This window comes from Luteimonas sp. MC1572 (assembly GCF_016615815.1).
Taxonomy (GTDB): Bacteria; Pseudomonadota; Gammaproteobacteria; order Xanthomonadales; family Xanthomonadaceae; genus Luteimonas.
Map to the genome: position 1 here is coordinate 1,038,417 of NZ_CP067112.1, position 22,035 is coordinate 1,060,451.

The following is a 22,035-nucleotide window of genomic DNA, read 5'->3' on the forward strand; positions in this document are numbered from 1 at the left end:
CGCAAGTGTAGGGCAATCCTGGGGGCCCGCAGCGTGCCGGTATACTGGTCGGCCCTCAGATCACGCGGTCGCATTCCATGTTCGAGTCCCTCACCCAGCGCCTGTCCGGCACCATCGAGCGCCTGCGTGGCCGCGGGCGACTGACCGAGGAGAACATCCGCGAAGCCACCCGCGAAGTGCGCATCGCGCTGCTCGAGGCCGACGTCGCGCTGCCGGTGGTGCAGGCGCTGATCGAACGCATCAAGGTGCGCGCGGTCGGCCAGGAAGTGCTGAAGTCGCTGACGCCCGGCCAGGCGCTGATCAAGGTCGTGCGCGACGAGCTCACCACGGTGATGGGCGCGCAGGCTTCGGACCTCAACCTCAACGTGCCGGCGCCTGCGGTGGTGCTGATGGCCGGCCTGCAGGGCGCGGGCAAGACCACGACGGTCGGCAAGCTGGCGAAGCTGCTGAAGGAAAAGCGCAAGAAGAAGGTGATGGTGGTCAGCGCCGACGTCTACCGTCCGGCCGCGATCGAGCAGCTGAAGACGCTGGCCGAACAGGTCGACGTGCGCTTCTTCGCCTCCGACGCCTCGCAGAAGCCGGTGGACATCGTGCGCGCGGCGATCGACGACGCGCGCAAGTCGTTCATCGACGTGCTGCTGGTCGATACCGCCGGCCGCCTTGCGATCGACGAAGCGATGATGGCCGAGATCAAGGCCCTCCACGCCGCCGTCAATCCGGTCGAGACCCTGTTTGTCGTCGATGCGATGACTGGCCAGGACGCCGCCAACACCGCGAAGGCCTTCAGCGAAGCACTTCCGCTGACTGGCGTGGTGCTCACCAAGACCGACGGCGACGCCCGTGGCGGCGCCGCGCTCAGCGTGCGCTACATCACCGGCAAGCCGATCAAGTTCATCGGCACCGGCGAGAAGGTCGATGGCCTGGACGTGTTCCACCCGGACCGCATCGCCAGCCGCATCCTCGACATGGGCGACGTGCTGTCGCTGGTCGAGCAGGTGGAAGGGCAGGTCGACAAGGACAAGGCGCAGAAGCTCGCCGAGAAGGTCGCCAAGGGCAAGAAGTTCGACCTCAACGACATGCGCGACCAGCTCGAGCAGATGCAGGGCATGGGCGGCATCCACGGCCTGATGGACAAGCTGCCGGGCATGGCGAAGATCTCCGACGAGGTCAAGAACCAGGTCACCGGCCGGGAAGTGCCGCGCATGGTCGCGATCATCGGTTCGATGACCAAGAAGGAGCGCCGCAACCCGGCGCTGCTCAACGGCTCGCGCCGCAAGCGCATCGCCGCCGGCTCCGGCGTCACGCCCGCCGACGTCAACAAGCTGATGAAGCAGTACCAGCAGATGGAAAAGATGATGGCCAAGCTGGGCCGTGGCGGCATGAAGGGCATGATGCGCGGCCTGCAGGGCATGATGGGCGGGCGCGGCGCGATGCCGTTCCGCTGAGGCAGGCACCGCGGCGAGCCTGATGGACGCGTCGGTGCAGGCGGGGCACTTCACCACGTTCCAGGTGCGGCGCGGCGCGGTGCGCGGGCTGGACCTGCACTTCGCGCGTCTCGATGACGCGACCCGGGCGATGTTCGGCTCCAGCCTGGATCTTGCGGACCTGCGGATGCGTATCCGCGCGGCGATCGCCGGCGACGCCGCGCAGGCCTGCACCGTGCGCGTGGTGGTTGCCCGGGCGCAGGTCGCAGGTGCGCAGGGCGACGCCGATGCCGCTGGTGCACCTGTGTCGCGCATCGAGATCGAAGCGCCGCGCGAACCCGGCGCCCGTCCATTGCGGCTGCAGTCGCGGCGCATGCTGCGCGTCGATCCGCAGCTGAAGCACCTCGCGCTCGCGCCCCAGCTGGCAGCCCGTCGCGAGGCGCAGGCGGAAGGGTTCGACGATGCGCTCCTGGTCGACAACGACGGACTTGTGGCGGAAGGGAGCTTCTGGAACATCGGCTTGGGCGGGCGCGACGGAATCACCTGGCCCGTCGCGCCCGCATTGCGAGGCGTGACCGAACGCCTGCTGCAGGCGCGCCTGGCAGACGTCGGCATCGGGCAGCAGGCTGGCCCGGTGCGGCTGGATGCGCTGGGAGCCTTCGACTTTGCGTTCGCCGCCAATTCTCGGGGGCTGCAGGAGATCGCGTCGATCGACAGCCATGCCTTCCGCGGCGATCCGCGCTTGGTGGCGGATGTGCGGGCTGCGTTCGAGGGTATTGCCTGGCAGGCGATCTGAACCGGTCGGCTGGGGCGACTTCCTCCCCGCCGGGGGATCCGCTACAATTCGCCGCTTACCTCGCCACCCTGGCGACTGGGCAACACGGAAAACACCATGGTCAAGATCCGCCTCACCCGCGGCGGCGCCAAGAAGCGCCCCTTCTACCACATCGTCGTCACCGACTCGCGCAGCTCGCGCGACGGCCGCAACATCGAGCGCGTGGGTTACTACAACCCGGTCGCCACCGGCGCCGAGTCGCGCGTGGTGCTCGACACCGCCCGCGTTGACCATTGGGTCACGCAGGGCGCGCAGATGACCGACAAGGTCCGCAACCTGTATCGGGAAGCCGGCAAGGCCGCCCCGACGGCTACGGCCGCCTGACGCGCGGGCCGCGCCCCGTGCGCGGCCCAGCTCCTGCAATGGACGTCACCGGGCGCCGCATCCTGCTGGGCAGGGTCCACGGCGCCTTTGGCGTGCGTGGCGAGCTGAAGCTCGAGTCCTTCACCGAGCCGGCTCGCGCCATCCTCGGCTACCAGCCCTGGACCCTGCGCGATGCGCAGGGCGTCGAGCGCGTGGCCGAAGGTGCCACTGGCCGCGAAACGGCCAAGGGCCTGGTCGCGCGCCTGCCCGGTGTCGAGGACCGCGACGCCGCCGAGGCACTGCGCGGCACCGAGGTCTGGGTGGCGCGCGAATCGCTGCCGCCGCCGGCGCCCGGCGAGTACTACTGGGTCGACCTCGAAGGCCTGCGCGTGCGCAACGTCGACGGCAGCGACTTCGGCACCGTGTCGCACCTGTTCTCCACCGGCGCCAATGACGTGCTGGTCGCGCGCGGAGACCGCGAGCGGATGATCCCGTTCGTGGTGCCGGACTACGTGGTGTCGATCGATTTCGAGGCGGGCCTGGTCACCGTCGACTGGGATCCCGAGTTCTAGGGCACCCGGATCCCGCAGCCGCCATGCGCATCGACGTTGTCAGCCTCTTTCCCGAGTTCGTCACCCAGGTCGCCGGCCATGGCGTGGTCGGGCGAGCGGGCGAGCGTGGACTGCTGTCGGTGCACGGCTGGAACCCGCGCGATTTCGCCGAAGGCAGCTACCGGCGCGTCGACGACCGCCCGTTTGGCGGCGGCCCGGGCATGGTGATGATGGTGGAGCCGCTGCGCGCGGTGCTCGCCGCCGCCCGCGCCGCGGCACCGGAGCCTGCGCGCGTGGTCTATCTGAGCCCGCAGGGCAGGCCATTCGACCAGGCCCGCGCCCGTGCGCTGGCGCTGGAGCCGCGCCTGGTGCTGCTGTGCGGTCGCTACGAGGGCGTCGACGAGCGCCTGCTGGCCGCCGAGGTGGACGAGGAGCTGTCGATCGGCGATTACGTGCTTTCGGGCGGCGAGCTGGCCGCCGCTGTCGTCGTCGACGCGGTCGCGCGGCTGCTGCCGGGTGCGCTCAATGATGTCGAGTCGGCCGCGCAGGACAGCTTCGAGCCGTCGGCCGATGGAGCGGGGCCGCTGCTGCTGGACTGCCCGCACTACACGCGGCCGCTGGAGCACGCCTACGGCGAGGTGCCGCCGGTACTGCTGTCCGGCAACCACGCCGCCATCGCCCGCTGGCGCCGCCAGCAGGCACTCGGCCGCACCTGGCAGCGCCGGCCGGAGCTGATCGACCGCGGCGCCCTGTCCAAGGCCGACGCGCGTCTGCTGGACGAATTCCTGGCTGCCGACGGGGACGCGCTCGGCGACGGCCCGTAAGCCCCTAGCGCGCAAGGGAAACTTGCCCGTATAATGTCCGGCTTAGCTGTAAACACGCCAAGACGCGGGTCCACGTGCACTCGCGCTACAACACGCCCCAAAAAGGGGCACTACCAACAGGCAAGCGAAGACCCACCATGAACAAGCCCTCGATCAACACGCTGCTGCAGAATTTCGAAGCCGAGCAGACCACCCGCGAGCTGCCCGTCTTCGGCCCCGGCGATACCGTCATCGTCAACGTCAAGGTGAAGGAAGGCAACCGCGAGCGCGTGCAGGCCTATGAAGGCGTGGTCATCGCCAAGAAGAACGCCGGCCTGAACTCCGCCTTCACCGTGCGCAAGATTTCGCACGGCTTCGGCGTCGAGCGCGTGTTCCAGACCCACAGCCTGATGATCGATTCGGTGCAGGTGAAGCGCCGCGGCGCCGTGCGCGCCGGCAAGCTGTACTACCTGCGTGGCCTGCAGGGCAAGAAGGCGCGTATCCGCGAGGATCTGGCCGGCAACGCCAAGGCCAAGGCCGCCGCGCAGGCCGCCGCCGCTGCCGAGTCGTCCGCCGAGTAACCGGCTGCCGCAAGGCGCGACACACGACGGCCACCGTAAGGTGGCCGTTCGCGTTTCAGGATGGCGCCGCGCGATGCCCCGGCGTGACAGGAGCGGTGCGGAGGAGGGACTAGAATCGACGCATGTCCGCACCCGATTCCGCCGCCAATGAAGCTGCGCCTGCCTCGATCCGCATCGACGTGTGGCTGTGGGCGGCGCGCTTCTTCAGGACCCGCACACTCGCGCGTCAGGCGGTCGAGCACGGCAAGGTCGAGTTGGGTGGACAGCGGCCCAAGGCCTCGCGTGCGGTGCGCGTAGGCGACACCTTGCGCGTGGCGCGCGGCGAAGAGGTGTTCGTGGTCGAGGTGGCGGGTCTATCCGATTCCCGCGGTCCGGCCCCGGTCGCCCAGGCCCTGTACCGCGAGCACGCGGACTCGATCAGGGCGCGCGACGAGGCACGCCTTGCACGCCGTGATGCACAGGCCGGCTATCGCGCGCCGGAGCATCGCCCCGACAAGCGCGCGCGCCGCCTGATCCGGGCGCTTGGCGACATCGACCTGAGCTGACCTGCGACCAAGACGCGGGCAGGACGTCGGATCGCCTTACTTCCGCCCGAACAACCCGCCGAGTCCTGCGAGATCGCCGAGGCCGAGCTGGCCGTCGCCGTCCTGGTCGAGCACGGCACCAAGCAGCCCGCCGCCCAGGCCGCCTTCCTGGCGGATCTGCTGCTGCTCCTGGCCGAGCAGGCCACCGAGCGCCGCGGCGCCATCGGCCGGCCGCGCCTGTCCGGAAGACAGGGCGCGTTTTGCGAGGTAGGCCATCACGATCGGCGCGAGCATCTTCAGCAACTGGCCGGCCGTGCCCTGGCCGAGGCCGGTCGCCTGGGCCACGCCGGCTTCGGCCCGTTCCTGGCCGTCGCCGAAGATGTGGCCGAGTATGGCTCCGCCCTGGCCACCTCCGCCGCCAAGCACCGCGCCCAGCACGCTGCCGATATCCATGCCTGCGTGGTCCTTCTGCAGCGCGCCGTACAGCGCCTGCGCGCCCTGCGGCTGGCTGGCATTGCGGCCGAGGGCGCCGAGCAGCAGGGGCAGGGCCGCGCTGATCGCACCCGAGGTCTGTGACGGGGTGAGGCCCAGCTGCTGGGCCAGCCGCTGCGCAGGTGCGCCCTGCAGCTGCGCGAGGAGGTCGTCGGTCAACATGGCCATGAGGGCATCTCCAGTGTGTGCCCCGGATCCTACGCTTCGGACCGGCCGGCGACAGCACGCATCGGCGCGCGGTCGGCCCGCGCCTGGCCCCTTTCACCCCAGCGCCTTCAGCCGGTACAGCGCTTCCAGCGCCTGCTTTGGTGACAGCTCGTCCGGGTCGATGCCGGCCAGCGCGTCGAGAGCCGCCGACGCCGGCGAAAACAGGCCGAACTGCTGCGGCGCATCGAGCGTCTCGGCCGACAGCGGCGGTGACGCGGCATGGCCGTGCCGTTCAAGTTCGGCCAGGCGCGCGCGCGCCTGTCGCAGCACCGGCTTCGGCAGGCCGGCCAGCGCGGCCACCTGCAGGCCGAAGCTGCGGTCGGCCGGGCCGTCCTTGACCGCGTGCATGAACACCAGCGTGTCGCCCCCGTTCTTGTCGCGGTGCTCGACCGCGTCGAGATGCACGTTGGCGATGCCGCTGCCGGGCTCGGCGAGCGCGGTGAGCTCGAAGTAATGGGTGGCGAACAGGGTGTAGCAGCGGTTGTGCGCGGCAAGGTGGCGCGCGCAGGCATCGGCGAGGGCGAGGCCGTCGTAGGTCGAGGTGCCGCGGCCGATCTCGTCCATCAGCACCAGCGACTGCTCGCTGGCGTGGTGGAGGATGTAGCTGGTCTCGCTCATCTCGACCATGAAGGTCGACTGGCCGCGGGCGAGGTCGTCGCCGGCGCCGATGCGGGTCAGGATGCGGTCGATCGGGCCGATGCGCGCCGCGCGCGCGGGCACGAAGCTGCCGATGTAGGCGAGCAGCACGATCAGCGCGTTCTGGCGCATGTAGGTGCTCTTGCCGCCCATGTTCGGGCCGGTGATCACCAGCATGCGGCGATCGGCATGCAGGTCGAGGTCGTTGGGTTCGAACGGCGCGTCGCGCACCGCCTCGACCACCGGGTGGCGCCCGCGCTCGACCTCGAGGCAGGCGTCCTCGACCAGTTCCGGCCGTGCCCAGTCGAGCGCCAATGCACGCTCGGCCAGGCAGGCCAGCACGTCGAGTTCGCTCAGCGCGGCGGCGCAGCGCTTGAGCGATTCGAGGTCGGTGTTGAGGGCATCCAGCAGTTCTTCGTACAGCAGCCGCTCGCGCGCCAGCGCGCGTTCGCGCGCCGACAGCACCTTGTCCTCGAAGGCCTTCAGCTCTTCGGTGATGTAGCGCTCCGCCCCGGTCAGCGTCTGCCGGCGGCTGTAGTGCGTGGGCACCCTGGCGGCGTGCGACTTGCCGATCTCGATGAAGTAGCCGTGCACGCGGTTGTAGCCGACCTTGAGCGTGGCGATGCCGCTGGCCTCGCGTTCGCGCAGCTCCAGGTCGACCAGGAACTGGTCGGCGTGGGTGGACAGCCGGCGCAGCTCGGCGAGCTCGGCGTCGTGGCCATCGGCGAACACGCCGCCGTCGCGCGCCAGCACCGGCGGCTGTTCGACCAGCGCCGTGGCCAGCAATGCGGCCTGTACGTCGTGTTCGCCGAGTTCGGCCACCAGCGCCCCGAGCCGCGGCGAATCCAGCGGCGCCAGCATCGCGCGCACCTCCGGCAGCATGCCGAGCGCGTCACGCAGCGTGCCGAGGTCGCGCGGGCGCGCCGAGCGCAGCGCGATGCGCGACAGGATGCGCTCCACGTCGCCAAGCGCGCGGAAGCGCTCACGCAGGTCGCGTTCGATGCCACTGTCGAGCAGCGCGCCCACCGCATGCTGGCGCTCACCGACCACGCCGCGGTCGCGGAGCGGGCGGTGCAGCCAGCGGCGCAGCATCCGCCCGCCCATCGGCGTCACCGTGCTGTCGAGGACGCCGAGCAGGGTGTGCTTCTGCTCGCCGTCGACGCGGGTGTCGAGTTCGAGGTGGCGGCGCGTGGCGGCATTCATCGCGATCGCGCCGTCGCTGGATTCCACCGCGATCGCGGTGAGGTGCGGCAGGCGCTGCTTCTGGGTCTCCTCGACGTAGCCGAGCAGGGCGCCGGCAGCGGCGATCGCCAGCGGGCGGTCCTGGATGCCGAACGCCGACAGGTCGTGCAGCGCGAAGAACTGCAGCAGCTGGCGGCGCCCGGCGTCGGCGTCGAACAGCCACGGCGCGCGCCGGCGCACGCCACCGCGGGTTGTCGCGAACGCCGGCCAGCCGTCGTCGTCGGGGAGCAGCAGCTCAGCGGGATCTAGGCGCGCGAGCTCGGCTTCGAGCGCGTCGTCGCCGGCGACTTCGTTGACCAGGAAGCGGCCGGCGGCGAGGTCCGCCCACGCCAGGCCGTAGCCCGACTTGCCGCGCGCCACCGCCAGCAGGAGCGTGTCGCGGCGCTCGCTCAGCAATGCCTCGTCGGTGACCGTGCCGGGCGTGACGATGCGCACCACCTTGCGCTCCACCAGCCCCTTGCTGGTGGCCGGGTCGCCGACCTGCTCGCAGATCGCCACCGACTCGCCCAGCGCCACCAGGCGCGCCAGGTAGCCTTCGGCTGCGTGGTAGGGCACGCCGGCCATCGGGATCGGCTGCCCGGCGGACGAGCCGCGCTGGGTCAGGGTGATGTCGAGCAGCTTCGCCGCCTTGCGGGCGTCATCGAAGAACAGCTCGTAGAAGTCGCCCATGCGGAAGAACATCAGCACGTCGGCGTGCTCCGCCTTGGCGGCGAAGAACTGCTTCATCAAAGGGGTGTGTTCGGGTCTTGCTTCCGACTTCATGGGGTCCTGGTGTCCGGTGCTGTCCACATGCGACTCAGCGTTGCCTGAGCTGCACCACGCCTGGCGGATCGGGAAGGTCGTCGGTCGCGACGACAACGCGGTTTCGGCCGCCGCGCTTGGCGGCATACATCGCGGCATCCGCGCGGGCGAGGATCCGTTCGTAGTCGGGATGCCCGTCCTGCAGCGCGAGGCCGATGCTGGCGGTCACCATCAGGCTTTCGCCATTGGCCAGCGCCACCGGGGCGCCGGCGACGCAACTGCGCAGACCCTCCGCGGTTGCCAGCGCCTCGGCGGCGCCCACCGAGCCCAGTACCACCACGAATTCCTCGCCGCCGTAGCGGAACAGGTAGTCGCTGCCGCGCGTGTTCTGCACCAGCAGCGCCGCGACATGCTGCAGCGCGCGATCGCCGACCTCGTGGCCGTGGCCGTCGTTGATCGCCTTGAAGTGATCGAGGTCGATCATCAGCACCGCGAACATGCGGCCGGTGTTCGCCTGCAGCTGGATCTCACGGCGCAGGACGGTCGGCAGGAAGCGCCGGTTGAGGAGCCGGGTGAGCGCATCACGCCCCGACTCGAGGTCGCCGATGCCGTCGAACATCATCGTGAGCAGGTTGCGGATCTCGGCCACGACGGCGCGCGTGTCGTCGACCAGCGCGCGCCGCAGCGCAGGATCCCCGGAGTGGGGCAGGCCATCGCGCAGGCCGGTGTCGACGGTCTCGACCAGCTCCGCAACGCGGCGCGTCTCCGGCGTTTCACCGAAACTCGCCATGCCCTTGTGCGTGAACCACAGGCCGAACTCGGAGCGCGACAGCAGCAACGGTGCCGCTGCCGGCGGCTGCTCCAGGCTGAGCGCGTACAGCAGCGTGTTCTCCCATGCGAGCAGCAGCGCGCGCTGGCGCTCGCGCTCGGTGCCGACGTTCTGGATCAGCGAGAACAACCGGTAGGAGGCGTCGATGGTGCCGGCCTGCTCACGCGAGATGTCATAGGCGCGCGTCATGGCCTCGAGGGCCAGGTCGATGAGCGCATCCACCCCGACGATCGCATCGATGACATCGTCCGCGCGACCCACGGCACCGGCCGTGCGGATCGCCGCCTGCAACTCGCCCTTCAGCATGCGCGCACCCCGGCCCACCAGGTCGACGGGGATGCCGATGCGCGCGTGCACCAGGCCGACCGTTTCCTGGGTGGCGGCCAGGGCATCGACGTCGTCGGGCCCGGCGCGCAGGAGTTCCAGCAGCCAACGTTGCAGCGACGGCTTGAGGCGGTCGCGGACCTGCTCCGGGGACAGGAACCGCGCAGCCCGGGGGTCATCGAGCATCTCGCCGTAGAAATGTTCGGCCAGCAGCGGGGCCGCTGCCGAGGCGGCGTGGTTGAACAGGGCGCGCGCGCCAGGGGTGATCGCGGTGAGCGCCCGCAGCCAGTGCGCGGCGAGCCGTGGATCCTGCGCGCGTGCGCGTTCCGGCAGGGTCGGGAGGGAGTGGACATCCATGGCGGCTATTGTGGACCAGTCGCGATCCGGGAACCTTTGCCAAGGCCTTGCCGGGCACCGGTTTCCGCACCTCGCCAGTCACATACGTATGCGTCCGGAAATGTGCTAGCGTCCCGCCGAGGTTGCGATACCGCTGCGTCAGGCCCGTCCCCCACGCTGGCCCGGCGCGAACCGTCATGGGATCCATGGCGGCGGTCGCATCCGTGTCAATGACGCTCATCCAACATCCGGTTTAGGGGGACAACCAATGGTCCAAGGCCACCCGCAGCGCCACGCGCTCGCGACAGCTGTTTTCGCCGTACTCGCTTCAATGTCCATCGCACAGGTGGCCCGTGCACAGGATGCCCCGGCCACCAAGCCGGCGGCAGACCAGCCGACCACCCTCGCCACCATGACGGTCACCGCCCAGAAGCGCGAGGAGGCGTTGCAGGACGTGCCGATCGTGATCAACGTGATCGACGAGCAACTGTTGCTCGATACCGGCGTCCGTGACATCAAGGACCTGCAGGTCCTGGTGCCCGGCCTGACCGTCACCAGCACGCAGAGCGCGGCGCAGACCACCGCGCGCATCCGCGGCGTGGGCACGGTGGGCGACAACGCCGGCCTGGAGTCCTCGGTCGGCATCGTGATCGACGGCGTGTACCGCTCGCGCAACAGCGTCGGCTTTGGCGACCTGGGCGAAGTGGAGCGCATCGAGGTGCTCAAGGGCCCGCAGGGCACGGTGTTCGGCAAGAACACGTCGTCCGGCGTGATCAACGTGATCACCCGCAAGCCGAGCTACTCGCAGAGCGCGGAAGCCGAGATCACGGCCGGCAACTACGGCCTGCTTGGTGTGTCCGGCGCGTACAACGACGCGCTTGGCGAAAACGCCGCGTTCCGCGTCTATGCCGCCAAGCGCAAGCGCGATGGCGTGGATGAGGTCCGCGTCGGCGCCGGCCCGCGCCAGGAAACCGACGACGGCGACCAGAACTACCATACCGTCCGCGGCCAGCTGTTCATCGAGCCCACCGACACCATCGACATCAACCTCGTGGCCGACTACAGCAGCCGCGAAGAGAACTGCTGCGTTACCGTGACCACCCATCGCGGTCCTACCGCGGCCATCATCAACGCGCTGACCCCGGGCGGCGAAGGCGTGATTCCGGTGGCGGACCCCGAGCGGCGCCTGGCGTACAGCAACCGGCCGACCGAGCAGGACCTGAAGGACAAGGGCATGTCGGCGCAGGTCGACTGGACCACGCCCTGGGCCGACGGCGCCACGCTCAGCTCGATCACCGCGTTCCGCGACTGGCAGGCGATCAACGGCCTCGACTTCGACTACAGCGCCGCGGACATCCTGTACCGCGCACCCGACGACAACGAGTCGCTGACGCGCTTCGAGACCTTCACCCAGGAGCTGCGCCTGACCGGCTCCACCGACCGCCTCGACTGGATGGTGGGCGTGTTCTATTCGGACGAAGACCTGACGCGCAATGATTCGTACCGGTTCGGCAGCGCCTACGAGCCCTACCTGTCGACCCTGGTCGGCAGCCAGGTGCTGGCTGGCGTCGCGGCGCAACTGGCGCCGATGGGGCTGACCGTCAACCAGAGCAATCCGGCGACGTTCCTGTCGCAGGTCAGCGGCCGGCCGTTCGGGACCAACTACACCGGCCTCGGCGCGCTAGACCGCCACGACCAGAACGCGCGCAGCACCGCGATCTTCAGCAACAACACCTTCCACGCCACCGACGCACTCGATTTCACGCTCGGCCTCCGCTACACGCACGAGAAGAAAGAGCTGGATTCGGTGTACAGCAATCCGAACGGCAGCCTGGCATGCGGCTCCGCGTTGTCCAACCCGGCTGCCCGCGTCGGTGGCGCGCTGGCGGCGCGCATCAACGGCTTCGCCAGCCTCCCGCCCGCGCTGCAGCAGCAGTTGCTGGCGGGCCTGGTGCCGGCGGTCGCGCCCAGCGTGGTGGGCTTCATGTGCCTGCCCTGGGCGAACGCCCTGCACGACGGCCGCGTCGTGTCGCAGTCGCGCACCGAAAAGGAATGGTCCGGCACGTTCAAGGCCGCCTACAACTGGACCGACGACGTCATGACGTATGCCTCGGCGGCGCGTGGCTACAAGGGCGGCGGCTTCAACCTCGACCGCGTGCAGTCGTCCAACGGACTGTCCAGCGGCATCCAGGGCATCACCCCGGTGGATGACACGTCGTTCCCGGGCGAGTTCGTCAACAGCTACGAGCTCGGCCTGAAGACCAACTGGGCCGGCGGCAACCTGCTGTTCAACGCGGCGCTGTTCTACCAGGACTACGAGGATTTCCAGCTCAACAGCTTCCTTGGTACCAGCTTCGTGGTGCGCTCGATCCCCCAGGTGGTGTCGATGGGCTTCGAGGCCGACCTGATGTGGCAGACGACGGTGCCGGGCCTGATGTTGCAGGGTGGCCTGACCTACGCCGAGACGGAATACGGCGACGACCTGCTGCCTGACGCCGACCTGGCGCTGCTGCCCGGCAACCAGATGAGCTTCGCACCGAAGTGGTCGGGCAACGCCTCGGTCACCTACGAGTGGGGCCTGGGCGCCAACCACATCGGCCGTTTCAACGTCGGCGCCAAGTACATGTCGGAGTACAACACCGGCTCCGACCTCGACGTGCAGAAGATGCAGGACGGCTACGCGCTGGTGAATGCACGCCTGGGCTTCGGCAGCCAGGACCGGCGCTGGCTGGTCGAACTGTGGGGCCAGAACCTCACCGACGAGACCTACAAGCAGGTCGGCATCGACGCGCCGATCCAGTCCGGTTCGTGGAATGCCTTCCTCGGCGCGCCGCGGACCTATGGCGTGACCGTCCGCTTCAACTACTTCTGAGCCCGGACACGGCATCGTGAGCCTGGAACGGCCCGCTTCGGCGGGCCGTTTCCGTTCCGGCGCGACAAGCCCGGCGGGCAGGGACGATACTGGCCGCTTTCCAGACGGTGAAGACGCAATGGATGTTCCGGGTGACGCCCTGTTGGCGGACCTTGCGCAAGCGCTTGGCGCGCGGCTCGAAGCCGCGCGCGACAGGCTGGTCACGGCGGAGAGCTGCACCGGCGGCTGGATCGCCAAGACGGTGACCGATGTCGCCGGCTCGTCGACGTGGTTCGACTGCGGGCTCGCGGCGTACAGCTACGAGGCGAAGCAGGCGCTGCTCGGCGTGCGCGCGCAGACGCTCGAAGAGCAGGGCGCCGTCAGCCGTGACACCGCGATCGAGATGGTGTCCGGTGCGCTGGTCCATTCCGGTGCGTCGGTGGCGGTCGCGGTCACCGGCATCGCCGGGCCCGGCGGCGGCACCGACGACAAGCCGGTGGGCACGGTGTGGATCGCCTGGAAACGTCGCGGCGGCTATCCGCATGCCGAGCTCTTCCACTTCGACGGCGACCGTGACGCGGTGCGCCGGCAGACGGTCGGCGAGGCGCTGCGCGGCCTCGAACGCCTGCTCTGAGCGGCCGGAGCGCACGATGATGTGGGAGCGGCTGGCCGGCGTGCGTGACCTCGGGCGGCTGCACCAGATCGCCAGCGTCCTGGTGCGCCACGGGTTCGGCGACCTGGTCCGCCGCAGCGGCATGGCCGGGGCGCTGGAGCGCGCCGGGCGCCTGCTGCGCTGGGAGCATGTCGAGGAACGCCACGCGATGCGCCCGCCGGAGCGCCTGCGCTGCGCGCTGCAGGAACTCGGCCCGACATTCGTCAAGCTCGGCCAGGTGCTGTCCACGCGCGTGGACCTGCTGCCGCCGGAGTGGATCGCCGAGCTCAGCCGACTGCAGAACGAGGTGCCGGCGCTGCCCTGGGCCACGGTGCGGCCACAGCTGGTCGAGGATCTCGGCGCCGAGCCCGAGGCGGTGTTCGCGCGGGTGGAGCAGATCCCCGTGGCCGCGGCATCGCTCGCCCAGGCGCACCGTGCCTGGCTGCATGACGGCACCGCCGTGATCCTCAAGGTGCGCCGCCCGGGCATCACCGACACCGTCGAGGCCGACCTGCGTCTGCTCGCGCGGCTGGTGGTGATCGTGGAATCGCAGGTGCCCGACCTGCGCCGCTACCGGCCGGTGGAGGTGGTGCGCCAGTTCCGCACGTCGCTGCGCAGCGAACTCGACTTCGCCGCCGAGTGCCGCCATGCCGAACGCATTGCCGCCAGCTTCGCCGACGACCCGGACGTGGTGGTGCCGCGCGTGCACTGGCAGTGGACCAGCGAGCGCCTCAACGTGCAGGACTTCATTGACGGCATCCCCGCCGGAAACCTGGCGGCGGTGGACGCGGCCGGACTCGACCGGGCCGCGCTGGCCAGCGCCGGCACCGGCATCGTGCTGAAGATGGTGCTCGAGGACGGCCTGTTCCACGCCGACCCGCACCCGGGGAACATCTTCTTCCTGCGCTCCGGCGCCATTGCGCTGATCGATTTCGGCATGGTCGGGCACCTGGGCGAACGACGGCGCCTGGAAATCGCGCGCCTTCTGCACGGCATGGTGGTGCAGGACGATGAAGCGGTCGCCGACATCCTGCTCGACTGGAGCGGCAGCGCCGAGGTCGACGAGGAGCGCCTGCAGGCCGACACCTCGGCGCTGGTGGACCGCTATCGCGGCGTCCCGCTCAAGGACCTGCGCATGGGCACCATGCTGTCGGACGCCGCCGGCCTGCTGCGCAACCATGGCCTGGTGCTGCCGCCGGACCTGGCGCTGGTGGTCAAGGCGTTCCTGACGCTGGAGGGCTTTGCGCGCCAGCTCGACCCGGATTTCGACATGGCCAGCGAGGCCAGGCCGTGGCTGGAGCGCGTGATGCTGCGACGCTACGCGCCGTCGATGCTGGCGCGCCGGGGGCGTCGCGGATTGGCGGGCCTGGTGGAGCTGGGCGCGGAGCTGCCGCGCGACCTGCGCCGGCTGCTGCGCGCCGCGCGCGGTGGCCGGGTTGGTGCGCGGATCGATGTCCCGGAGCTGAAGTCGTTTGGCGACCAGGTCGACCGCGCGGCCAGCCGGCTCACGATCGGCGTGATCACCGCGGCGCTGATCATCGGCTCGTCGATCGTGATGAACAGCGTCGGCGGCGGCGTCGGCAATCGCGGACTGATGGCGCTCGGCGTGCTCGGCTTCGTCGGCGCTGCGGCCGCCGGGGTCTGGATCGTCTATTCGATCTGGAAGGGCAGCCACCACCGTTGACCGCGGCGGACGGCGTTGACGGCGAAGGGCGTTAGTAGTAATACTACTAACCATGCAACTGACCGACACCCAGCAGTCCATCCTCGACCTGATCGCCGAGCGCATCGCCGAGGAAGGCGTGCCGCCCTCGCAGGCGGAGATCGCGCGCGCCTTTGGTTTCAGCAGCGTGCGCGCCGCGCAGTACCACCTGGAAGCCCTCGAGGCCGCTGGCGCCATCGAGCGCGTGCCCGGGCGCGCGCGCGGCATCCGCGTGCTGCAGGCGGCGCGCCCGGCGCAGGGCGCGTTGCCGCTGGCCGGCAACGCCGATGTGCTGGAGCTGCCGGTACTGGGCCAGGTCGCGGCCGGGCTGCCGATCGGCGCCGATATCGGCAGTGACCAGATGGTGCTGATGGACCGGGCGTTCTTCTCGCCGGCGCCGGACTACCTGCTGCGCGTGCGCGGCGACTCGATGCGTGACGAGGGCATCTTCGACGGCGACCTGATCGGCGTGCACCGCACCAGCGATGCGCGCTCGGGGCAGATCGTCATCGCCCGCATCGACGACACGATCACCGTCAAGCTGCTCAAGATCGGGCGTGACCGCATCCGCCTGCTGCCGCGCAATCCCGACTACGCGCCGATCGAGGTCGAGCCGGGGCAGGAGTTCGCCATCGAGGGCCTGTACTGCGGCCTGGTGAGGCCGAACCGGTGAGGCTGCCCCGTGACCTGCGCGCGCCGATCCCCGGTGGCGGCGTTTTCCCACCGTTCTGCCGGGCCATGGCCGCTGCCGACGCCCCGCGCCACCGGCTAGTTTCGATTCCCCGCGCCGAAGTCGCAGTCCCTGCGACCGGCGGCGGACACACTGCACACATCCCGAATACCTGATCCGAGGACGACCACGATGGACGAGAACAAGAAGCGCGCGCTTTCAGCGGCCCTGGGCCAGATCGAAAAGCAGTACGGCAAAGGCTCGGTGATCCGCATGGGTGACCGCGTCGCCGAAGTGGTTCCGGTGATCCCCACCGGTTCGCTGCAGCTCGACATCGCGCTCGGCATCGGCGGCCTGCCGCGCGGCCGCGTGATCGAGATCTACGGCCCGGAGTCCTCGGGCAAGACCACGCTGACCCTGCAGACCATCGCCGAATGCCAGAAGCTCGGCGGCGTGGCGGCGTTCATCGACGCCGAGCACGCGCTCGATCCCACCTACGCGCAGAAGCTCGGCGTCAACGTCGATGACCTGCTGGTGTCGCAGCCGGACACCGGTGAGCAGGCGCTGGAGATCGCCGACATGCTGGTGCGCTCCAATGCCGTCGACATGGTGGTGATCGACTCGGTCGCCGCGCTCACCCCGCGCGCCGAGATCGAGGGCGAGATGGGCGACCAGCTGCCCGGCCTGCAGGCGCGGCTCATGAGCCAGGCGCTGCGCAAGCTCACCGGCAACATCAAGCGCAGCAACTGCATGGTGTTCTTCATCAACCAGCTGCGCCACAAGATCGGCATCATGATGCCCGGCCAGAGCCCGGAGACCACCACCGGCGGCAACGCGCTCAAGTTCTACGCCTCGGTGCGCCTGGACATCCGCCGCATCGGCGCGATCAAGAAGGGTGACGAGATCATCGGCAACCAGACCCGCATCAAGGTGGTCAAGAACAAGATGGCGCCGCCGTTCAAGCAGGTCATCACCGAGATCCTCTATGGCGAGGGCATCAGCCGCGAAGGCGAGCTGATCGACATGGCGGTCGAGGCCAAGATCGTCGAGAAGGCCGGTGCCTGGTACAGCTACGGCGAGGAGCGCATCGGCCAGGGCAAGGAGAACGCCCGCCAGTACCTCAAGGAGAACATCGCCGTGGCCCAGCGCATCGAATCCGAGCTGCGCGCGCGCCTGGCGCCGGTGGTGGCGCCGGTCGTGGCGGCTGAAGACGCCGAGGATGAGGCCGAAACCAAGGACAAGCCCAAGTCGCGGGCCAAGGCGGCCGAGGCCTGACGGCCTCGCACCGCGGCGTGGAGCAGGACGGCCAGGTTCCGGGCAAGGACGATGGCGGCGGCAAGCGCCGCCGTCGCCCGGAACCCACGCCGGCGCAGCGGGCCTTGGGGCTGCTGGTTCGCCGCGAGCATTCGCGCAAGGAGCTGCGTCGCAAGCTCGAGGCGCGAGGCGTTGCGGACGACGAAGCCGAGGTGGCGATCGAACGGATGGTCGAGGGCGGCTGGCAGGATGACCGCCGGTTCGCCATCAGCCTTGCGCGCATGCGGGCGGCCACTGCTTACGGGCCGCTTCGGATCCGCGCCGAGCTGGGCACCCACGGCCTGGCGGCCGAAGTGATCGAGGCAGCCTTCGTCGACCTGGCGGAGAGCGGCGACGACGACTGGCTGGCAAGTGCCCGCAGGCTGGTCGGGCGGCGGTTGGGTCTGGCGCGTGAGGGCGACCTGGTGCAGCGGCGGAAGGCCGCCGAACTGCTGTTCCGGCGGGGCTTCGGTGGCGATACGGTTCGTGCCGCGACCGCCTTCGATCCTGACGACGACTGAGCCGGGGGAGGGGGCGCGGGTACTGCGGGCCGCGTGCGGCCTGCTAACCTAGCGGCATCGGAACGCCACCGGATGTCGCCTTCGCGCGCTGCGCGGAGCCTGCGGCACCTGGTGCGGTGCCGCCCCCCAGCCCGCCAGCCTCAAGCGCAGATGCCCAACCCCATCGACTCCCCCCGTCCAACCACCGCGGACATCCGCCGCGATTTCCTGGAATTCTTCAGCGGCCGCGGCCATACGGTGGTGCCGTCGGCGCCGCTGGTGCCGGGCAACGACCCCACGCTGCTGTTCACCAACTCCGGCATGGTGCAGTTCAAGGACGTGTTCCTGGGCGCCGAGAAGCGCAGCTACGTGCGCGCGACCGACGTGCAGCGCTGCCTGCGCGCCGGCGGCAAGCACAACGACCTCGACCAGGTCGGTTACACCGCGCGCCACCACACGTTCTTCGAGATGCTCGGCAACTGGTCGTTCGGCGACTACTTCAAGACCGACGCGATCGCGTGGGCCTGGGAGCTCCTGACCACGGTCTGGAAGATCCCGGCCGATCGCCTGCTGGTCACCGTCTACCACGATGACGACGAGGCCTACGGCATCTGGCACAACGCCATCGGCCTGCCGCCCGAGCGCATCATCCGCATCGGCGACAACAAGGGCGCGCCCTACGCGTCGGACAACTTCTGGCAGATGGCCGATACCGGCCCCTGCGGCCCCTGCACCGAGATCTTCTACGACCACGGCGCGCACATCGCCGGCGGCCCGCCGGGTTCGCCCGACGAGGATGGCGACCGCTTCATCGAGATCTGGAACCTGGTGTTCATGCAGTACGACCGCCAGCCGGACGGCAGCCTGCAGCCGCTGCCCGCGCCCTGCGTGGACACCGGCATGGGCCTGGAGCGGTTGGCGGCGGTATTGCAGGGCGTGCACGGCAACTACGAGATCGACCTGTTCCAGGCGTTGATCGCCGAGGCTGGCGCGCTGACCGGCGCGGACCTGGACAACAAGTCGCTGCGGGTGATCGCCGACCACATCCGTGCGTGCAGCTTCCTGATCGTCGACGGCGTGCTGCCGTCCAACGAGGGGCGCGGCTACGTGCTGCGCCGGATCATCCGCCGCGCGCTGCGCCATGGCTGGATGCTGGGCGTGCGCCAGCCGTTCTTCCACAAGCTGGTCGCCACGCTGGATGCGCAGATGGGCGACGCCTATCCGGAGCTGCGCGCGCAGCGCGTGCTGGTCGAACGCGCGCTGCTGGCCGAAGAGGAACGCTTCGCCGAGACGCTGGATTCCGGCATGCGGATCTTCGACGAGGTCGCCGCGCGCAGCGACGGCGTCACCATCCCCGGCAGCGACGCGTTCCGCCTGTACGACACCTACGGCTTCCCGGTCGACCTGACCGCCGACATCGCGCGCGAGCGCGGCATGGCAGTGGACATGGCGGGGTTCGACGCGGCCATGACCCAGCAGCGCGAGACCGCGCGTGCCGCCGGCAAATTCGGCGGCGGTACCACGCTGCCCGCGGAACTGGTGGCGCAGATGGCGCCCACCGCGTTCCTCGGCTACGAGCACGTGCAGGCGGGTGGCCTCGAAGTCGTGGCGCTGCTGCGCGACGGCCGCCCGGTGCAGGAGGTGGTGGCCGGCGACGAGGCGATCGTGTTCCTCGACCGCAGCCCGTTCTATGCCGAGTCCGGCGGCCAGGTCGGCGACATCGGCGAGCTGGACGGGCAGGGCATCCGTTTCGCGGTGGACGACACGCGCAAGTTCGCCGGCCAGTTCCATGGTCACGTCGGCCGCATGCGCGACGGGGTGCTGCGCGTCGGCGACCACATGCTGGGCAGCGTGGATGCCGCGCGCCGCGCCAGCATCGTGCTCAACCACAGCGCGACCCACTTGCTGCACGGCGCGCTGCGCGAGCGCCTGGGCACGCACGTGGCGCAGAAGGGCTCGCTGGTCGCACCCGACCGCCTCCGCTTCGACTTCTCGCACTTCGAGCCGATCACCGCCGCCGAGCTGCGCGACGTCGAGCGCCGGGTGAACGAGGAAGTCCGCGCCGACCATGGCGTGGCGATCCGCGAGATGGCGATGGACGAGGCGATCGACGCCGGCGCCATCGCCCTGTTCGGTGAGAAGTACGGCGAGCGCGTGCGGGTCGTGGCCATGGGTGATTCCGTGGAACTGTGCGGCGGCACCCATGTCGGTCGCACCGGCGAGATCGGCCTGTTCAAGCTGGTGTCCGAAGGTGGCGTGTCATCGGGCGTGCGTCGCATCGAAGCGCTGACCGGACAGGCGGCGCTGGAGCAGGTCGCGCTTGATGAAACGCGCCTGGCCGACGCCGCGCGGATGCTGGGCGGCACCACGGCGGAGGTCGGCGACAAGCTGCGCGCGCTGCTGGAACGGCAGAAGAAGCTGGAGCGCGAGCTCGAGACGATGAAGGCGCGCGAAGCCAGCAGCGCCACCGCCGACCTCGCCTCGGGCGCGGTGGACGTGGCCGGACTCAAGGTGCTGGCGGCGCGGCTGGAGGGCTTCGACGCGCGCGCGCTGCGCGATGCCCTCGACCGGTTCAAGCAGCAGCTCGGCGATGCGGTGGTCGTGCTGGCGGGAACGGCGGACGGCAAGGCGACCCTGGTAGCCGGCGTGAGCGGCGCCGCACAGGGCAAGGTCAAGGCCGGCGAGCTGCTGTCGCATGTCGCGGGCCGGATCGGCGGCAAGGGTGGCGGCCGCCCCGACATGGCGCAGGGCGGTGGACCCGACGGGCCGGCGCTGGTTGAAGCGCTCGCCGGGGTGGCGGGGTGGGTAGCAGACCGCGTGGTCTGAAACGACGCAGGGCATTACCTTTGACCTACACGTCGGGGCACATGCGGCCGGTATCATGTTTCAGCTACGTGAACAATCTTGGATGCGGTGACAACGTCACGGCTCCTCAGTCGCCCCGGCCATTCGGATGGCCGGGACATGGAGTACCCCACATGTTGATTTTGACCAGGCGGGTCGGTGAGACGCTCATGATCGGTGACTCGGTCACCGTGACGGTGCTCGGCGTCAAGGGCAACCAGGTCCGCATCGGTATCACCGCGCCGAAGGATGTCTCGGTCCACCGCGAAGAGATCTACCAGCGGATCCACGGCGGCGAGGGCGCGACCGGGAGTGAGGGCGAGGCCGAACCGGATTGATGTTTGCCGGCTGCGCTGCAAGCCGGTATCCTTCGCTCCCACGCCGGCCTGAAGGCCGGCGTGGTGTTTCATCCCGGAGAGTTGCCCGAGTGGCCGAAGGGGCTCCCCTGCTAAGGGAGTATGGGGCTTAAAACTCCATCGAGGGTTCGAATCCCTCACTCTCCGCCAGTTTCAAAGCGTTGACGAAGTTGGCGTGTTGTTGCAGAATTCCGCTTCTAGCGCGCCCGTAGCTCAGCTGGATAGAGCACCAGGCTACGAACTTGGGGGTCGGAGGTTCGAATCCTTCCGGGCGCACCATGGATAAAGCATGAAGGCCAACGACCTCGCGGTTGTTGGCCTTTTTGTTTGTCCGCCAATGAACGATGCAATGCCTGGCGATTCGCCGTTCTTCCCGTCCTCAGGCCTGCAGTTCGAAGTGGAAGCCGTGGTAGCTGTCCACCGTGCAGCCGGGTTCGAACGGCACGCGCAGGTGGCGTTCGGGCGATTGCCAGTGGTCGACGACGCGGTAGCCCAGCGCCTGCATGCCCTCGGTGAATTCGACGACGGACATCACCCTGTAGGGGCAGATCGCGATGGACAGGTTCTGCAGCGTGAAGAAGCTGCGGCTCGGATGCATGGGGGTCAGGTTCACGAGGACGTGCGGCGGTTTTGCGCGCAGGCGCTGCAGGAGTTCCGGTAGCGTGTACTCCAGGTATTGCAGCGCCCCGGTGCTGACCAGGACGTCTTGTCCGTCGGCCCCAGCGGGGTCGTCGGTGAAGGACAGCTGGCGCCGGGCATCGTGCCCGTCTGCCCACTTGCGTCCGGCCGCCATCACCGCGGGCACGTCGTGGATCGTCCACGTGAGATCGGACGGATAGTCCAGGTAGTCGCTGAATCCGTAGTAGCTCACGCCGATGTGCCCGCCGAGATCGAAAACACGGCGCCGGCCGTCGGCGAGCAGGCGTCCCAGCCAGAACACCAGCGGATAGTCGCTTGCGCGGATGCGGCGCATGTGGCCGCGGTACAGGCGCCCCGCCGCCTCGGTGTCGTAGGACGCGGGTATCGACGCCGTTGACAGCGCATTCGCGGCTTCCTGCGCGGCGGCGAACGTGGGGTAGACGCCGTAGTAATCATTCTCCACGCGGTATGGGCGCCTGAAGAGGTTGCGGCGCATGCGTTCGGAAATCGGGCGCAGGGCGGGCAATTCCATCAAGTACAGGCCGCCACGGCCGAGCAGGGTACGGATCGTGTTCGGCGGGGAGGACATGCGTTTTCCGGGGAATCCGTCCGTCGTGGTCTGAACGGTTCAACGGCATCCGCGGACCGGCGGGGACATGGATCCATCGGCGCCCGCCGACATGCCCGGAACGCCACGGCC

Annotated in this window: 19 protein-coding genes and 2 tRNA genes; 17 read left to right on the forward strand and 4 right to left on the reverse strand. The window is 69.5% G+C overall.

Features of this window, described 5'->3' with window-relative positions; translation table 11 throughout:
• Positions 1-77 precede the first annotated feature (77 nt).
• From ffh to JGR64_RS04775, 7 genes are all read left to right on the forward strand, one after another.
• Entirely contained in the window at positions 78-1,445 is a 1,368-nt protein-coding gene (ffh, locus tag JGR64_RS04745) for a signal recognition particle protein (protein WP_182821960.1), read from the forward strand.
• Positions 1,446-1,467: 22 nt separating this feature from the next.
• Positions 1,468-2,220 (forward strand): aminotransferase class IV, encoded by a 753-nt coding sequence (locus JGR64_RS04750; protein WP_199375411.1) that lies wholly within the window; start codon positions 1,468-1,470, stop codon positions 2,218-2,220.
• Between the two features lie 96 nt (positions 2,221-2,316).
• Positions 2,317-2,583 carry a 30S ribosomal protein S16 gene (gene rpsP / locus JGR64_RS04755; protein WP_199375412.1) on the forward strand — a complete coding sequence of 89 codons (267 nt, stop codon included), beginning with the start codon at positions 2,317-2,319 and terminating at the stop codon, positions 2,581-2,583.
• Positions 2,584-2,621: 38 nt separating this feature from the next.
• Complete coding sequence (rimM, locus tag JGR64_RS04760; protein WP_199375413.1) at positions 2,622-3,134, forward strand: ribosome maturation factor RimM; 513 nt, start codon at positions 2,622-2,624, stop codon at positions 3,132-3,134.
• A gap of 23 nt (positions 3,135-3,157) precedes the next feature.
• Positions 3,158-3,937: a tRNA (guanosine(37)-N1)-methyltransferase TrmD gene (gene trmD, locus JGR64_RS04765; RefSeq protein ID WP_199375414.1), complete on the forward strand. Its 780-nt coding sequence runs from the start codon at positions 3,158-3,160 to the stop codon at positions 3,935-3,937.
• A 137-nt stretch (positions 3,938-4,074) separates the two neighbouring features.
• Positions 4,075-4,497 carry a 50S ribosomal protein L19 gene (gene rplS, locus JGR64_RS04770; RefSeq protein ID WP_199375415.1) on the forward strand — a complete coding sequence of 141 codons (423 nt, stop codon included), beginning with the start codon at positions 4,075-4,077 and terminating at the stop codon, positions 4,495-4,497.
• Positions 4,498-4,619: 122 nt separating this feature from the next.
• Complete coding sequence (locus JGR64_RS04775) at positions 4,620-5,042, forward strand: S4 domain-containing protein (RefSeq protein ID WP_199375416.1); 423 nt, start codon at positions 4,620-4,622, stop codon at positions 5,040-5,042.
• A gap of 36 nt (positions 5,043-5,078) precedes the next feature.
• Here the strand turns inward: JGR64_RS04775 and JGR64_RS04780 are convergent, their stop codons facing one another.
• The 3 genes from JGR64_RS04780 to JGR64_RS04790 form a co-directional block, all read right to left on the reverse strand.
• Complete coding sequence (locus tag JGR64_RS04780) at positions 5,079-5,681, reverse strand: DUF937 domain-containing protein (protein ID WP_199375417.1); 603 nt, start codon at positions 5,679-5,681, stop codon at positions 5,079-5,081.
• Between the two features lie 93 nt (positions 5,682-5,774).
• Complete coding sequence (gene mutS, locus JGR64_RS04785) at positions 5,775-8,360, reverse strand: DNA mismatch repair protein MutS (RefSeq protein WP_199375418.1); 2,586 nt, start codon at positions 8,358-8,360, stop codon at positions 5,775-5,777.
• A gap of 34 nt (positions 8,361-8,394) precedes the next feature.
• Positions 8,395-9,849 (reverse strand): GGDEF domain-containing protein, encoded by a 1,455-nt coding sequence (locus JGR64_RS04790; protein ID WP_199375419.1) that lies wholly within the window; start codon positions 9,847-9,849, stop codon positions 8,395-8,397.
• A gap of 310 nt (positions 9,850-10,159) precedes the next feature.
• Here JGR64_RS04790 and JGR64_RS04795 point away from each other — a divergent pair, with 310 nt between their 5' ends.
• From JGR64_RS04795 to JGR64_RS04840, 10 genes are all read left to right on the forward strand, one after another.
• On the forward strand, positions 10,160-12,700 hold the full coding sequence (locus JGR64_RS04795) for a TonB-dependent receptor (RefSeq protein WP_233348386.1): 2,541 nt from the start codon (positions 10,160-10,162) through the stop codon (positions 12,698-12,700).
• 118 nt (positions 12,701-12,818) lie between these two features.
• Positions 12,819-13,313: a CinA family protein gene (locus JGR64_RS04800; RefSeq protein WP_199375421.1), complete on the forward strand. Its 495-nt coding sequence runs from the start codon at positions 12,819-12,821 to the stop codon at positions 13,311-13,313.
• Positions 13,314-13,332: 19 nt separating this feature from the next.
• Positions 13,333-15,015, forward strand: a complete 1,683-nt coding sequence (locus JGR64_RS04805; RefSeq protein ID WP_199375723.1) for an AarF/UbiB family protein — start codon at positions 13,333-13,335, stop codon at positions 15,013-15,015.
• Positions 15,016-15,067: 52 nt separating this feature from the next.
• Entirely contained in the window at positions 15,068-15,706 is a 639-nt protein-coding gene (lexA, locus tag JGR64_RS04810) for a transcriptional repressor LexA (protein ID WP_199375422.1), read from the forward strand.
• Positions 15,707-15,895: 189 nt separating this feature from the next.
• A complete protein-coding gene (recA, locus tag JGR64_RS04815) occupies positions 15,896-16,978 on the forward strand; it encodes a recombinase RecA (protein ID WP_199375423.1) in 1,083 nt (360 codons plus the stop codon).
• A 17-nt stretch (positions 16,979-16,995) separates the two neighbouring features.
• Positions 16,996-17,517 carry a regulatory protein RecX gene (locus JGR64_RS04820; RefSeq protein WP_199375424.1) on the forward strand — a complete coding sequence of 174 codons (522 nt, stop codon included), beginning with the start codon at positions 16,996-16,998 and terminating at the stop codon, positions 17,515-17,517.
• A gap of 162 nt (positions 17,518-17,679) precedes the next feature.
• Positions 17,680-20,322 (forward strand): alanine--tRNA ligase, encoded by a 2,643-nt coding sequence (alaS, locus tag JGR64_RS04825; RefSeq protein WP_199375725.1) that lies wholly within the window; start codon positions 17,680-17,682, stop codon positions 20,320-20,322.
• Between the two features lie 152 nt (positions 20,323-20,474).
• Positions 20,475-20,678: a carbon storage regulator CsrA gene (gene csrA, locus JGR64_RS04830; protein ID WP_199375425.1), complete on the forward strand. Its 204-nt coding sequence runs from the start codon at positions 20,475-20,477 to the stop codon at positions 20,676-20,678.
• A 75-nt stretch (positions 20,679-20,753) separates the two neighbouring features.
• A tRNA-Ser gene (locus JGR64_RS04835) sits at positions 20,754-20,846 on the forward strand.
• A 52-nt stretch (positions 20,847-20,898) separates the two neighbouring features.
• A tRNA-Arg gene (locus JGR64_RS04840) sits at positions 20,899-20,975 on the forward strand.
• 100 nt (positions 20,976-21,075) lie between these two features.
• Here JGR64_RS04840 and JGR64_RS04845 read toward each other — a convergent pair.
• Complete coding sequence (locus tag JGR64_RS04845) at positions 21,076-21,924, reverse strand: TIGR04325 family methyltransferase (RefSeq protein ID WP_199375426.1); 849 nt, start codon at positions 21,922-21,924, stop codon at positions 21,076-21,078.
• Positions 21,925-22,035: the final 111 nt, after the last annotated feature.

What these genes read in the sequence shown, in the direction of transcription:
- ffh (WP_182821960.1), top strand. Translation starts at nt 78, where the DNA reads ATGTTCGAGTCCCTCACCCAGCGCCTGTCCGGCACCATCGAGCGCCTG.
- JGR64_RS04750 (WP_199375411.1), top strand. Translation starts at nt 1,468, where the DNA reads ATGGACGCGTCGGTGCAGGCGGGGCACTTCACCACGTTCCAGGTGCGG.
- rpsP (WP_199375412.1), top strand. Translation starts at nt 2,317, where the DNA reads ATGGTCAAGATCCGCCTCACCCGCGGCGGCGCCAAGAAGCGCCCCTTC.
- rimM (WP_199375413.1), top strand. Translation starts at nt 2,622, where the DNA reads ATGGACGTCACCGGGCGCCGCATCCTGCTGGGCAGGGTCCACGGCGCC.
- trmD (WP_199375414.1), top strand. Translation starts at nt 3,158, where the DNA reads ATGCGCATCGACGTTGTCAGCCTCTTTCCCGAGTTCGTCACCCAGGTC.
- rplS (WP_199375415.1), top strand. Translation starts at nt 4,075, where the DNA reads ATGAACAAGCCCTCGATCAACACGCTGCTGCAGAATTTCGAAGCCGAG.
- JGR64_RS04775 (WP_199375416.1), top strand. Translation starts at nt 4,620, where the DNA reads ATGTCCGCACCCGATTCCGCCGCCAATGAAGCTGCGCCTGCCTCGATC.
- JGR64_RS04780 (WP_199375417.1), bottom strand. Translation starts at nt 5,681, where the DNA reads ATGGCCATGTTGACCGACGACCTCCTCGCGCAGCTGCAGGGCGCACCT.
- mutS (WP_199375418.1), bottom strand. Translation starts at nt 8,360, where the DNA reads ATGAAGTCGGAAGCAAGACCCGAACACACCCCTTTGATGAAGCAGTTC.
- JGR64_RS04790 (WP_199375419.1), bottom strand. Translation starts at nt 9,849, where the DNA reads ATGGATGTCCACTCCCTCCCGACCCTGCCGGAACGCGCACGCGCGCAG.
- JGR64_RS04795 (WP_233348386.1), top strand. Translation starts at nt 10,160, where the DNA reads ATGTCCATCGCACAGGTGGCCCGTGCACAGGATGCCCCGGCCACCAAG.
- JGR64_RS04800 (WP_199375421.1), top strand. Translation starts at nt 12,819, where the DNA reads ATGGATGTTCCGGGTGACGCCCTGTTGGCGGACCTTGCGCAAGCGCTT.
- JGR64_RS04805 (WP_199375723.1), top strand. Translation starts at nt 13,333, where the DNA reads ATGTGGGAGCGGCTGGCCGGCGTGCGTGACCTCGGGCGGCTGCACCAG.
- lexA (WP_199375422.1), top strand. Translation starts at nt 15,068, where the DNA reads ATGCAACTGACCGACACCCAGCAGTCCATCCTCGACCTGATCGCCGAG.
- recA (WP_199375423.1), top strand. Translation starts at nt 15,896, where the DNA reads ATGGACGAGAACAAGAAGCGCGCGCTTTCAGCGGCCCTGGGCCAGATC.
- csrA (WP_199375425.1), top strand. Translation starts at nt 20,475, where the DNA reads ATGTTGATTTTGACCAGGCGGGTCGGTGAGACGCTCATGATCGGTGAC.
- JGR64_RS04845 (WP_199375426.1), bottom strand. Translation starts at nt 21,924, where the DNA reads ATGTCCTCCCCGCCGAACACGATCCGTACCCTGCTCGGCCGTGGCGGC.